This is a genomic window from Sorangium sp. So ce327, from assembly GCF_051530205.1.
Taxonomy (GTDB): Bacteria; Myxococcota_A; Polyangia; order Polyangiales; family Polyangiaceae; genus Sorangium; species Sorangium cellulosum_B.
In genome coordinates this window covers 8,312,479-8,325,122 of the sequence record NZ_CP150330.1, presented here as the reverse complement: position 1 = coordinate 8,325,122, position 12,644 = coordinate 8,312,479, and the positions used below count along the sequence as shown (strand labels likewise).

General features: G+C 68.4%; 10 protein-coding genes. 6 read left to right on the top strand and 4 right to left on the bottom strand.

Annotated elements, in window-relative coordinates; all coding sequences use genetic code 11:
• Positions 1-117 precede the first annotated feature (117 nt).
• Entirely contained in the window at positions 118-2,028 is a 1,911-nt protein-coding gene (locus WME95_RS30895) for a type VI secretion system Vgr family protein (protein WP_437902931.1), read from the bottom strand.
• A gap of 256 nt (positions 2,029-2,284) precedes the next feature.
• Here WME95_RS30895 and WME95_RS30890 point away from each other — a divergent pair, with 256 nt between their 5' ends.
• On the top strand, positions 2,285-4,438 hold the full coding sequence (locus WME95_RS30890) for a DUF2169 domain-containing protein (RefSeq protein ID WP_437902930.1): 2,154 nt from the start codon (positions 2,285-2,287) through the stop codon (positions 4,436-4,438).
• A gap of 401 nt (positions 4,439-4,839) precedes the next feature.
• Here WME95_RS30890 and WME95_RS30885 read toward each other — a convergent pair whose 3' ends face one another.
• The gene (locus WME95_RS30885; RefSeq protein ID WP_437902929.1) at positions 4,840-6,219 is read right to left on the bottom strand and encodes a cytochrome P450; all 1,380 of its coding nucleotides are present in this window, start codon (positions 6,217-6,219) and stop codon (positions 4,840-4,842) included.
• Between the two features lie 382 nt (positions 6,220-6,601).
• Between WME95_RS30885 and WME95_RS30880 the strand changes: the two genes are divergently transcribed.
• The 4 genes from WME95_RS30880 (at position 6,602) to WME95_RS30865 (ending at position 8,670) form a co-directional block, all read left to right on the top strand.
• Positions 6,602-6,934 (top strand): helix-turn-helix domain-containing protein, encoded by a 333-nt coding sequence (locus WME95_RS30880; RefSeq protein ID WP_437902927.1) that lies wholly within the window; start codon positions 6,602-6,604, stop codon positions 6,932-6,934.
• Positions 6,931-7,491: an RNA polymerase sigma factor gene (locus tag WME95_RS30875; RefSeq protein WP_437902925.1), complete on the top strand. Its 561-nt coding sequence runs from the start codon at positions 6,931-6,933 to the stop codon at positions 7,489-7,491. The genes WME95_RS30880 and WME95_RS30875 overlap by 4 nt, the downstream gene beginning before the upstream one ends.
• Positions 7,492-7,567: 76 nt before the next feature.
• Positions 7,568-7,786 (top strand): hypothetical protein, encoded by a 219-nt coding sequence (locus tag WME95_RS30870; RefSeq protein WP_437902924.1) that lies wholly within the window; start codon positions 7,568-7,570, stop codon positions 7,784-7,786.
• Between the two features lie 29 nt (positions 7,787-7,815).
• A complete protein-coding gene (locus tag WME95_RS30865; protein ID WP_437902923.1) occupies positions 7,816-8,670 on the top strand; it encodes a hypothetical protein in 855 nt (284 codons plus the stop codon).
• 190 nt (positions 8,671-8,860) lie between these two features.
• On the opposite strand, the gene WME95_RS30860 is transcribed toward WME95_RS30865, so the two are convergent.
• The gene (locus WME95_RS30860) at positions 8,861-10,015 is read right to left on the bottom strand and encodes an IS1 family transposase (protein WP_437902922.1); all 1,155 of its coding nucleotides are present in this window, start codon (positions 10,013-10,015) and stop codon (positions 8,861-8,863) included.
• Positions 10,016-10,361: 346 nt separating this feature from the next.
• On the opposite strand from WME95_RS30860, the gene WME95_RS30855 reads away from it, so the two are divergent.
• The gene (locus WME95_RS30855) at positions 10,362-11,195 is read left to right on the top strand and encodes a GGDEF domain-containing protein (protein WP_437902921.1); all 834 of its coding nucleotides are present in this window, start codon (positions 10,362-10,364) and stop codon (positions 11,193-11,195) included.
• A 78-nt stretch (positions 11,196-11,273) separates the two neighbouring features.
• Here WME95_RS30855 and WME95_RS30850 read toward each other — a convergent pair whose 3' ends face one another.
• Complete coding sequence (locus WME95_RS30850) at positions 11,274-12,587, bottom strand: hypothetical protein (RefSeq protein WP_437902920.1); 1,314 nt, start codon at positions 12,585-12,587, stop codon at positions 11,274-11,276.
• Positions 12,588-12,644 lie beyond the last annotated feature (57 nt).

The following is a 12,644-nucleotide window of genomic DNA, read 5'->3' as shown; positions in this document are numbered from 1 at the left end:
AGCTCGATCTTGGTCCCTGCATGGACACCAAGAAGGACGACACCGGACGGGACGCCGCGGGATGTGGCTCGGCATGAAGCTCCGGGCTCGAACCGCTTTCTGCGACCGCATTCAGGGCTAGTTGAGATCGATCGGATCGCCGAAGACCTGGACATGCTCGCTCCCATCGACCAGGATCCTAACGCCCTTGAGCGTGATGTTGCCGTCCTTGTCCATCACGAACTTCGATTTGCCGCACGTGATTTCGATCTTCTCCCCGACGTCGATGGTCTGATTCCGGCCAATCTGCACTACCTCGTCGACACCCACGGCGCGGGCGCGGATCATCCCCACCGCTTCGCGCAGGCTATTCAGCACGCTCTTCGTGGCGTTGTTGCCGACCGTGACGTCCTCGTCGTGGCCGATCCCCGTCGTCCGGTCGCGGCCGATCGTCGTCTCCTGATCGTTCTTGACCAGCTTGTGGAGGTCCTTCTCGGCTTGCATCCTGACGAGCTCGCTACCGGCCTTGTCCTCGAACATGATCTCGTTGTAGCCGTACGTGGACGGGCTCGAGTTGCTCTTCCAGCCGCTCTGCGTCTTGTTCATGGGCAGCGAGTAGGGCGTCTTCTGGAGGTTGGTGTACACGCGGCCGACGATGATGGGCCGGTCGGGATCGCCGCCGAGGAAGTCCACGATGACCTCCTGTCCGATGCGCGGCAGGTTGGTCCCGCCGAAGCCGGCGCCGCCCCAGGGCTGGCTGACGTGGATCCAGCACGACGAGTCGTTGTTCATCTTGCTCTCGCGGTCCCAGTGGAAGTGGGCGCGCACGCGGCCGAACTCGTCGACGTGGATCTCCTCGCCGGGCGGACCGACCACCGTGGCGCTCTCGACGCCCTGCGCGCGGGGCTTGCGCGTGCGCAGCGGCGGTCGGTAGGGCGCGTCGGCGCTCACGGCGACGCAGGAGTGCTCCCACTCGGCCGGTACCTCGCCGGAGAGCTGGGACTCGAGGACGAGCAGCTTCTTGTCGGGACCGAGCTCGCTCTTCGGGTGCTCGAGGAACGAGAGGACGGCGCCCGGTGCGGGATCGATGACGTTGGTCTTGAACACGATCTCCCGTGCCGAGGCGCGCTTCGCCTCCAGCCGACGCTGAGCGAGCGCCTCGCCCTCGGACTCGTCCGCGCGGTACTTGCCCTGATCGTCGGCTGTCGGCGAGCTCTCGCCCTTTTGACTTTCGAACAGGAACGCGCCAGGCACATAATGGAAGCGCTCCAGCTGATCTTCCACGGGGCCGGCGCCGGAGGCGGTGGCCAGGAGCTTGTAGTTCGCGGGCCTCCGGTGGTCGTGGTCGCGCACCGTGTACTTGCCGGGTCGCAGGCGGCGGCCGACGACGACCTTGGTGACGTGCTCGCGGTCGGCGTCGGTCGGGTGATCGCGGTAAGTGATGGGCACGCGGGCGACGTTCGCCTGGGGGCGGTCGTCGAGGACGAGTTGGCTCTCTCCGCCGTTGTCGAAGTAGAAGCTCACCCCGGCGTCCTCCAGCATGCGGCTGATGAAGGTGTAGTCGCTCTCGCCGTACTGGACGCGGTACTTGCGCTTCTTGTACTCGCCGGCAAGCCGCCGCGTGGGGGAGATGCCCCACTCGCCGAGGAGCTGCAGCACGATGTCGACCTCCGACTTGTGCTGGAACATGCGGTAGTTGCGGCGCTGGGTGGCGAGCCAGAGCCGCGGGACCAGGGTCAGCTCGTAGGTGGAGAGGTAGCGCTCCTCGACGGCCACCTGCTGGAGGTGACTGCACAGTCCGGACCAGACGCGGGTCTGATTCGCGTGCGCGGTGAAGGTCATGGGCTGGCCGATGACGGCTTCGAAGTCGATATCGGGGTCGTCCGATACGGCGACGATCTGGACCTCGAAGAGCGAGGAAATCCGCTCGGTGACCTGGAAGCGACGCACATCGAGCATGTCGCCCGACGCGATCTGCGCCTCGACTCGGTAGACCCCCGAGCTCAGTCCGGTTCCCTTGTTTCGCATGCTCGGGTGCGTGTCGGCCATGGGCATTCCTAGCCCGGTCTACCCTGCGCTTGTAGAGCGGACAGCCGATGCTATCCGGCAGCCATCCCTGTCCGCAAGAGGGGCCCGCGCGCATTGTACGCTCAGGGCTCCGCCGGTGCGGCCGTTCAGACGGTCGAACGCCCACACATTGACGCCTCGTGTTGATGGTTGCAGTATCGCCGGCGGAGTGAAGGTCGTCTCCCTTTCGCAGCTCCCCGTTGGCCTGGTCGTGTGGCAACCCCATCCAGGCGCCTGGATGCAGACGTTCGTCTGTAAAAGCACGTTCAAGCTGTACCCCGGTGTGTGTGCCCTCGCGGCCGAGCAGGAGCCGCTCCACCTATCCGACCGCCACTGGCGCGACGACGCGTGCTGGAGTCTCTATGCGGCCTCCGACGTCGTCCCCCACCGCGCCCGGGCGGACGTCGTCCTCGTTGGCCACGCCTTCTCGCCCAACGGCACGGCAGTCCGATCCCTCACTGCCCGCGTGATCGTGAATGACATCGACAAGGCCATCGAGGTCTACGGAGCTCGCTGCTTCACGCAGCACGGCGTCCTGAATCAGAGCTCGCGCTTCACCAGGATGCCGCTGCTCTGGGAGTACGCGGGCGGCGGCCCCGGCACCTCCAACCCCGTCGGCATGCCCCCCCATGCTCGCGACATCCACGGGCGACGCAACCTCCCCAACCTCCAGCGTCCAGGCGTTGTCGTCATCGGGCCGGACGACGTCATCGAGCCGGTGGGATTTGGACCCGTTGCCTCCGGATGGCCCACCCGCCGGCAGAAGCTGGGGCGCTACGCGGCCACGTTCCCCGGCAACGACTGGCACCGCCAGCCCCTGCCCCCGGACCTCGACGTCAGCTACTTCAACGCCGCGCCGGTCGACCAGCAGACCACCGCGCTCCGCAATGACGAGCGGCTCGTCCTCGAGCATCTCCACCCCGAGCACCCGCACCTCGTCACGAGCCTCCCGGGGCTCCACCCCCGCGCCTACGTCGACCGCCCCGGCGAGCCCTTGCAGGGCGTCGCCATGTGGCCCGATCTGCTCTGGATCAACACCGACCGCTGCATCTGCACGGTGACCTGGCGCGGCCAGGTCCCGCTCCGAGAGCCGGAAGAGGCCGGGCAGATCCTGGTCGCGCTGGAGGAGCCTTATCAGACCCTCGTAAGTAACGACAGCGAGGGCGTGCCCAGCAGTTCTGGAGTGGGGCTCGCGAGCGGCCGGGCCGGCGGCGGCGCGATGAGCGAGATCGGGCTCCAAGCGCCCTACGACAAGGCGCACGATGGCGATAGCGCCGTGCACAACGAGGATGACCCTGAGGCCTGCACCCTGCCGTTGGACGTGAATCAGGATCTCGCCGTCTCCCGGCTGGCCCTACCGTTCGCCACAGTGCCCGCGGGCCAACCTGCTCCCCCGTCGAGCCCGGCGCAGCGCCTCGCAGTCCCCCCCTTCGTGCAGTCCGCGCCGCCGGCGGCCGCGGTACCCCCGTCGAGTCGGGCACAGCACCTCGAGGCCGCGGCCGCTGCGTTCGTTCAGGCCGCGCCACGAGCAGCCGCGGTACCCACTCCGGCGGCCGCGGCGCAGCCGCCCGCCGATGCGCCCGCTGCCACCAGCGCGGCTTCACTGGTCGCCGCGAAACCCGCGTTGCCATTCGTGCAGGGCGAGCGAGCTGAGCCTGCGCTACGTCACCAAGCAGAGTCTTCGCCGCGAGGGGCGGAGCCAGCAGAGGTTCCTGACGAGGTGCTGCGTCCGCCGCTTGTCGCGATCCCTTCAGCGCTGTCGCCTGCGCTGCACGCGCCGCCTGCGCCTGAGCGCGATGCGAGGTCTCCACCCCTGACGGCAAAGGAGCCCGCCCCTCCTGCCATGCTCGGCCCACTGGCGAGGCCAGACATGGGGGTGATGGAGCCCTCGGCAGAGGAGGCGCCCGAGCCTGACACCCAGGCGAAAAAGCCTGATCCGCTCCCCGCGCCGGAGGAGCCCGCACCGCCTCTCGCGGCCTACCCCATCGAGCGTTGCGCAGTCATTGCGGCCAAGCTCGCGCAGCGGCCGGCGGACTGCGACGCCATCCTCAAAGCGGAGAAGCTCACGCCGAAGAATTGGCAGTCGCTGCACGAACAGTGGCTTGACGAGATCCAGGACGAGATCGCGCGCCGGAAGAAGAAGCTCCTGTCAGCGTACGACGCGGCCTACGTGGCGGCACTCGAGAAGGAGCGCGGGCCGATCACAGCGGGCGAGTACGCACAGCTTGTGATCTCGGCCGAGCAGGGGCAGGGCCAGGCGGCACTGGCCGATCTGGGCCTGCCGGATGAGTCGATGATGCGGATCCGGCGGGTGTGGCTGGAGAGGATCGTGAAAGACAAGAAGGCGGCGGCAGCGGTGCGGGCTGCAATGCGGAAGGCGGACGAAGCTTGAAGGCGGGCGCGCTGAGCGGCGGGAACTTCTAAGATAGGCACAACCGCATGGGCCTGGGCCCTCCGGCTCGACCGGAGCCCATCGTACCCATCAAGAGCACGTTATGCCTCTCCGCGGAGGGGCTGCGATCCGTCGTCACGCTCCCCCGAAATCTCGACGAAAGTGACGGAGCGCGACGGTTCGCCACCGCAAATTGCGCTTGGCCGTCTCGACCAGGAGCACGCGATGGTCTACTTTCAGGTCATCTGGAGCGGGTTGCGTGAGCCCATGCGGCCGGCTCTGGAGGCGTTGGTCACGGAACGGCAGATCGAAGGGCGAAACGGCCCGATGAGCGCTGCTATACAATCGCGCCATCGACCGCGCGACAGACCGCTTGTCACGATATCGTACGACGCGGCGCTTCAGCCGTCGAATCGGACGCGCGTGCTCCCCGAGGGGCGGAGCACCGGGAGGTAGCGCGAGGCGGGGAATCCGCCCTGGAGCCTGGGACCCGAGGCCGGGAGCTCCCGCCCGAGCGCGACGAGGAACTGGACGATCTCCATCCAGGCGAGGTGATAGCCGAGGCAGAAGTGCGCGCCGCCGCCGAACTGGGCGATCTCGAGCGGCGAGAGCGCCTCCTTGCGGCCGAGCCAGCGCTCGGGGCGGTAGCTGTCCGGATCCGGGTAGAGCTCCGGATCGCGGGAGAGCAGGACCAGCGGGATCGCCACGTGGGTCCCTGCGGGGACGGCGCGGCCGTCGAGCTCGAAATCGGCGACGGCGCGGCGGGCGTCGTGGGCCACCGGCGGATGGAGGCGGAGCGCCTCGCGGAACACGGCCTCGGCGTAGGGGAAGCGGCGGAGATCCGCGGGCGAGCGCGGGAGATCCGCCGCGCTCGACGCCTCCTCGCGGAGCGCGCGCCAGGCCGCGGGGCTCTCGGCGAGGTGGGCGACGCACCAGGCCATGACCGAGGCCGATGTCTCGTGGCCGGCGAGGAGGAGCAGGCGGAGGTTGCCCACGAGGTCCTGCTCCGAGAGCGGCTCGCCCTGCTCGTCGCGGGCCGTGAGCAGCGCCGGCAGGAGGCCCTTCGCGTCGCCGCGGGCGCGCACGCCGGCGAGGATCCGGCCGATGCGCTCGTCGAGCCAGGCGCGTGCGCGGAGGCCGCGGCGCCGCGGCGAGCCCGGCACGTCGAAGGGCAGGCTGAGGATCACGAGCATCAGATCCTCGTAATAGTGGCGCCACTCGGGCAGCTCGTCGTCCTCGACGCCGGTGATCTTGAACATCACCTCCAGGGCCAGCTCGCGGGTCTCGCGCAGCAGCTGGACGTCGCGACGGCCGAGCCACGAGCGGACCTTGCGCTCGACGCTGGTCGCGACGATCGCGCCGACCTCCGCGGCGTCGAGGCCCTTCGGCGAGAAGGGCCCGTTCATCGCTGTGCGGAGGCGGCGGTGCGAGGCGCCGTCGTGGGCCATCAGCGTCTGACCGAAGAGGTAGCCGACGCCGCCCTCGGTCAGGTACGAGGAGTCGACGGCCTTGCTCTTGAAGAGCGAGAAGGCCTCGTTCGATGCGTAGATGAGCTGCCAGGCGTCGACGCCGGGAGCCCAGAAGAAGAGGGAGCCGAAGCGGCGCTGGCCCTCGCGGAGCAGGCCGAGCTCGTCGACGGCGATCGCCGGCATGTGGCCCACGACCGGGAAGCGGCCGGGGAGGATGGGGAATCCATGCCGGGTCTCGATGCGGCGGGCGAGGGGGTTGCGGCCTTGAAGGAGCGGGAGATCGGCGAAGGAAGCGGGGAGGGCGGTGGTCATGGCGCGTGCGACCTCCACTTGTATCATCACGCCGGCGCGGCCAGGGCGCCCGGCGAGAGGCGCGCTGTCATCTCCGGATCTCGGACACGAGGACGAGCCGCCCGTCGTCGTATCGGGCGCACACATGGTAGTCGGGGTCGGTCCCGGGGCCCTGCTCGAGCACGCCCGCGATCACGCCGAGCAGGTTCAGCCATGGGCCGCCGGCGGCGATCAGATAGGCAGACCAGCCTGCGGTGGTGCCCTAGTTTGGCTTCCGCTGCCCTAGTTTGACTCCGGGCCTCGCAAGAGCGGCTAAGTTCGGCCGGACGTAAGTGCAGCCCGCGGGTGTGTCACCACCCCGGGCTGCGTGGTCCGACCCCGAACGAACCGGAGCCGAACGCCCATGCTTGTAGCCGTACCGCCTCCGGGCGGGCAAGGCGAAGGTGCGCCCGCGCGCCGTCGCCGAACCGCCCCTTGTCTCTCACTCACACCTACCCAGCGCAAGCGCCTCCGGGCGGCGCTGAAGAACCTGCGCGCCGCCTACGGCAGCTGGGAATGCCTCGCCGAGGTGATGGGCATGTCGCCCGTGACCCTCCAGGGCATCGCTGGCGGTCGCGACGCGGGCTCCCCCGGGACCGTGCAGCGCGCCGCGAAGGCGGCGGGTATCACCGTGGAGCAGCTGCTCGGCGGGCTCGCTGCCGCTGACCGCTGCCCAACGTGCGGGAGGAGCGGGTGAGGCGCCCGCGGAAGGTGGCGAAGAGCCAGCCGGCCGCGAAGCATCCCCGGAAGCGACCGAGCATCGAGGCGATCATGGCCGAGCGCGACATCGTGCGCGCCACGGTCGCAGGCATCCCCGCGCGCGACCGCGCCGACGTCGAGCAAGAGATCCTCCTCGGCGCGTGGCGCTCGGTGAAGCGCGGCATGTACAGGCCCGACCCGAAGGACAAGCCGCGCGACGCGCTCCGCAAGTTCCTTCGCGGAGTCGCGTGGCGTACGGCTGCGCACCACATCAACAGCGCGTGGGCGCGGCGCGCCGTGCTGACCGAGCAGCCGCTTGGCCTGCTCCGCGAGCTCGTCGGGCCCGATCTGGAGGCGCAGGTCGCCGCGCGCGAGGTGCTGGAGGCCGTGGCCAGCCTGCCGGACTGGCAACGCGAGGCGCTGCTCATCGTCGATGCGCCCGAGGCGCTCACCGCGTGGGCGAGGGCCCGCCGGATGAACCCGAGCACGGCGGCGTCCAGGCTTCGGATCGCTCGCGAGGCGCTGGCGCTGCGGCTGAAGCGGTGGCGGCGGTGAGTGCCGCCCGAGGCGGATCTGCTATCGTAGCAGGTTCCCCGTTGCTCTGGTCGCCAACCTGTGAGACCCTACGCCCATGGAGCCGTATGCGCTGGTAGCCATCGGCGGCGCGGTACTGACGTTCGTTGCGAGGGCAGCGTACGCGCTGGCGTCGCCGCTACGAAAGCGTATCGTGGAAATAGTGTACGACCCGTCCTTCCTGGCGAAGAAGCAGAGCGACCCCTATTTCAATAGGGAGAGCATACATCGGGGAGGCACGATCCGCAAGGACAACGCACGCTCTGTGCGGGCATAGGACCACGCGTCCGTGTAGCCACCGCATCAATGCCCGTTAGTTCCAAGAGCAAAAGCTGGTTCATAGCCGCAGCAATATGGCTTTTGGAGGCCGGCTTCGTTGGCCTCTTCGGCTTGCTCGCTGGAGCCGGAGCCGACTGGCTAAAGTACGACAAGGCGTCGTTTATCAGCGCAGGAACGGTGGCAGTCGGGATTATAATAATCGCCATCGCGCGCTCAAATTGGTCGTATTACTCACTGATTCACAGGTTCAGCCTCGTGAAATGGACCGGGATCACGCGCACCTTCCCGGTGAGGCCATACCCGAGATTCGGGGGCTCTGCCAACAAGAGCATCCAGGATGCGGCGAGGCGCGCGCTGATGGCCATCACCGAGAATGCTGGGTCACTGAACTTGCTGCTAGTGTCCGGGTGGCACTACATAGGATGTGGCAAGCATCAGGGAGTTTTGTATCAGCAGCTCTCAAACCGGACCGACTCGCTTTCTCTGGATGTTCTGTTGCTGGACCCAGATAGCGACGAGGCAAGGAAGAGGGCCGAATTCTCTGGTATTGCTTACAAATCGTATGCCGAGGGCATCAGAGCCGTAACCTGGACGCTAGTCCACTTCGCAAACACAAGAGGGATTAAGCTTAGGATCGGGTACTACCAGGAAGAGCCCATCTGGCAGATGGTTATTACGGAAGATGAGTTGTGGCTCATCTGCGCCAGGGGGATGTCTGCGCAGGATTCTCCGGTCTACTGTCTTTCAAAGAAAGAGAAGTACAGCATCGCATGGGGGCTTGAGGCGGTCTGGCAAAGGCGCTGGGATTCCGCCAAGATGGTTGATCTGTCAACGGTTCGCGACCCTCAGTGGACCGAGGTGCACAACAAGATGGCTAGTTAGTGCCGCATTGAGGCTGTGCGCCTCGGGCGGTTTAGTCGCGCGATCCGCTGACAAGCGGCGGCTATTCAATCCACTCAAGACGCCCGCGCAACTTGCCCACGCCATCTTGAGCTGATCGCAGGCAAGCCGGCCTGCGCTTACCGGCAGCACCGCGAGCTGTCAGTTTCGTAGCGGCGCTCACGTGTTGCGGCTATTCCGCATCGTCTGGCGGGTCGTCAAACAAGCGCAACTGAGCCGGCACCCCCGGCTTCGGCCTCCAGCCGAACAGATCAAGCTGGCCGGTCCGATCGACGGTCACGGGCTGCTGCGGTGCCGCGGGCTCGGTCGTCGCCGCTCCCGTCGCAACGGGCGCCACGGGCGGCGGCTGCGGAGCAGAGGGCGCTGACGGAGCGGACCCGCCCGGGAGCACCCGCAGCCAACCGCGACCGGCAGGGAGCGCCCTGGCGGTGCCCTCCGGCTTCGGGATGGCGAGCGGCTGCGGCTCCGGCTTCTCCCCGGCCGGCTCCTCCAGCGCGGCGTCCATGAGCATCTCCAGCGTCCACGCGGTGTCCGTGATGCCCGCTGCCATCGCGGGGGTGACGCGCATGTTCCGCGGGATGTGGCAGAGGTTCACGTAGACGTAGTGCAGCGCGACGGCGGCGCAGTGCCGCGAGAGCTTCTTGCTGAAGGCGAGCGTCCTGCGCCGGAGCCGCGCGTTCCACTGCCGCGCCGTGAGGTTCGACCGCTCGATCGCGTAGTTCGTCGCCTTCGCGGGGTCGGGCGTCCCGAAGATGGTGCGCTTCTGGATGAAGTCGACGCCGCGCTCGACCGCGAACTTCTCCGACGTCCCAGGCTTCCCGGGGCGCGAGCTGAAGTTCTTGACCGTCTGCATGTACGGCACGGCGCGCCCGAAGTTCGCCGCGATCGGCTGCGCGTACAGCCCGAGCCCGTCGGTGGTGATCTGCGGCATCACCGCGAGCCGCGCGCGCACGTCTTCGACGAGAGCATCGGCGCTCTCCTGGTCGCGCTTCCCGACGTGCCACGCGACGATGAGCTTGCTGGTGCGGCAGATGGCCGCCCACGTCCACTGCTCGCCCACGCTCCCCGCGTCGTCCTTCGCGGCGTCCACCTTGTTCTGGCGCTTGCGGCACCAGCTGTGCTGCTCGTCGAGGTCTACGAGCGCGCACGTCAGATCGCGCACCAGCCGGTCATGGAGCCGCGCGCAGCCCTCACCGATCGCCTGCCCGAAGCGGCCGATGGTGTCCTGATGGACGCCGGTCATGCGCGACGCGGCGCGGATGCTGGTGCCGTTCACGAGCGCGGCGAGCACCTCTAGCCGCCGCTCCGCCGGGAGCACGTTCGCCATGGGCTTGCACCTCTCCGGACGCGTGCCCATGATCGCAGCGCGACGTGCGACGGGTGGGCACACCATCCGGCGTTCCGCAGCCCCGTCTCGGGTTCCAGCCGAGGCGGGGCGCTTTGCCTGTGCAAGTGAGTATAGCCTCTGTTTCCCGCGTCTCCAGCGCGGTAGGACATACGGTGTCACGGCCTCAGCGCCGGATCCAGCGGCAAACGCAGGCGTTTCGATTCCGTCAAGTGGAGCGGGTGCGCCGTGTGACGCGCCTCGTCCTATAGGCGACTGGACGCCTTGGCGGGCACCGGAGAGATGCAAGCCCGACCTAGATCGCCTCAGCTCGTGGTACAGTCGGCCCATGAGCCGGGTCGACGCACGCCTTCTAGAGATGCAGTTCCTTGCGCAGCTGGATCGCGATGGGCCGCGAATGTATCAGGAGCCATACACCATCACGCCCGAGCAGCAGATGATTTTTTCTCTGGCACGGGACGGGTACATTAACGACGGGAGCGACCCAAGCACTGATGATGGTGTATGGACGACGCGCAAGATGCAGTCGGAGAAAGGAGTCAAGCTGACGATTGGGCACAAGGGTCGCGTCCGCCTCTCTGAACTTCAGCAGCAGCTCAAGACCGGCCGCGACCGTGATCCAACTGGTCTCTGCGTGGCAAGGCGTCACCTTGAGATTGACCTCGCAATCGCCATCCTTGCCGTGAGCCAAGGCCAGCCACTGACCATTGCGTACCTCGACATGAACGATCTGAAGCTCATTAACGATACGTATAGGCATGCCGCAGGCGATGCGGCGATTCGCGCATACTTAGAGGCTGTAGTCGCGACGTTCGGTAAGTATGGCGACGCGTATCGCGGCGAGGGCGGCGACGAGGTGGTGGTTATCCTGCCTAGTGTCTCCAGCGAGGAGACTGACAAGCTTCTCAATTTGTTCGTGCGACAACTTGGCAAGGAGGCCGTGTTACTCGGCGATGCGAAGGTTGAGAAGAGACTGACGGCCTCGTGCGGCAGCGTGAGCACCACGAGCCCTGCCGAGGACGCCGAGGTACTCCTCGACCGCGCGGACAAGGTGCAGTCCCGTGCGAAGAAGAAGTCGAAGGAACTCACGCCGCGCGTAAGCGCCATCGCTGTCGGCGACGACAATGACGATGTGACCACCTACATGCCCGGCGTGGTGTAAGGTGAGTGGCTGTGGTCTCGCCGATGGCGTCGGTCCGGATTGCCCGGGTGCCCTAATTTGAATGGCCATCTGCCCTAATTAGGGCACCACCCAGCCTGCCTCCTGGAACGCGGTGACGACCTTCTTCGGGTCGTCGAAGCCCTTCCCCGGACCGCCGACCGCCGCGCGGAGCGCCGGCAAGAGCTCCGTGACCGCCGCATCGCCGGCGGCGCATCGCTCGGCGGCGAACGCCCTCTCGACGCCGGCGCGCGAGGCGTCCGTCAGGGCCCACGACGCGACGAAGCGGCTCCGCTTGCCCTGCACGGTGACCCCGAGGGTGCCATCGCCGGCGAGCCTGCGCGCCGGCGCGGCGAGCCAGAGGTTCTGCCGGGCCTCGGCGAAGCTCTGGGCGGCGATCCCCGGGATCACCCTTGGATCGACGTGGCCTCCGGAGAGCGCCCTCGCGATCTTGCCGTAGCCGTCCGTCGCGCCCAGCTCGCCCATCCGCTCGGGATCGAGGCACACCGACACAACGGGGCTCGCGTCGAACCTGGAGCACCGGCCCTCCGGGCCCCCGACCTCTTCGCCGAACGCGACGAGCTCCTTCAGGGCGGCCGGATCGCCGCCGGACCCGAAGAGCGACATCACGACGTCGAGCCGGAGGTCGGCGCCGTCCGCGTAGATCGCGACGGCGGCGATCCCGCCCTGCGCCACGCCGAGCGGCGCCCGGGCGCCGAAGCCGGCGCAGCGCGCTGCGCCCGGGCACGCGTCCAGCGGGGCGCCGCCCGTGAGGACGTCCACCACGCCTTCCAGGGCGCGCCGCGGGTCGGCCCCGCTCACGAGCGGAACGAGGAGCCGCACCCGCGTCACGTCCCCCGCGTGCCCGCGGACGACCTTCTCGAGCGCCTTGCCCGAGGCCCCCTTGGCCATGGCGTCGACGACGGCGCGCGCGCTCTTCTCGGACGCGGGCACCACGGCGCCCAGGATCGGCCTTCGCGGATCGACGCCGGCCTTCGCGAGCGTCACGTCCGGCGGATCCTGGCTGCCGAGCGCGCGGTTCGCCTCGAGCAGGACCTCGGCGATCTGGGGCACGTACTGGACGGCGACGTCGAGGGCGCTGTTGCGAAGCGAGGCGTAGATCGCGGCGCCCGGCGGGAGGCGCGCGATCTGCTCGGCCGACGCGGGCGGCGGCTCGGGCGCGGCTGCCCCGGGCGCGGCCGGGTCGCTCGCCGCCGGTTGCGCCGGCGCCGCCGCGGAGGCGCTCGCCGGTGCGCCTGGCCGCGCCGGTTGCGCGGCGGCGCTCGACGGGCTCGCGCCGGTCGAGCCTTGTCGCGCGGCGCAGGCCGCGCTCCCCGCGCCGAGCGCGATTCCTGCGCCGAGGAGGACGATGGGGAGGAGCTCTCGAAAGGGCATGAGCGGGCTTCATGCCCGCGCGGTCGCCGCGCCACAAGGCATGAGGTGATAAGCTCA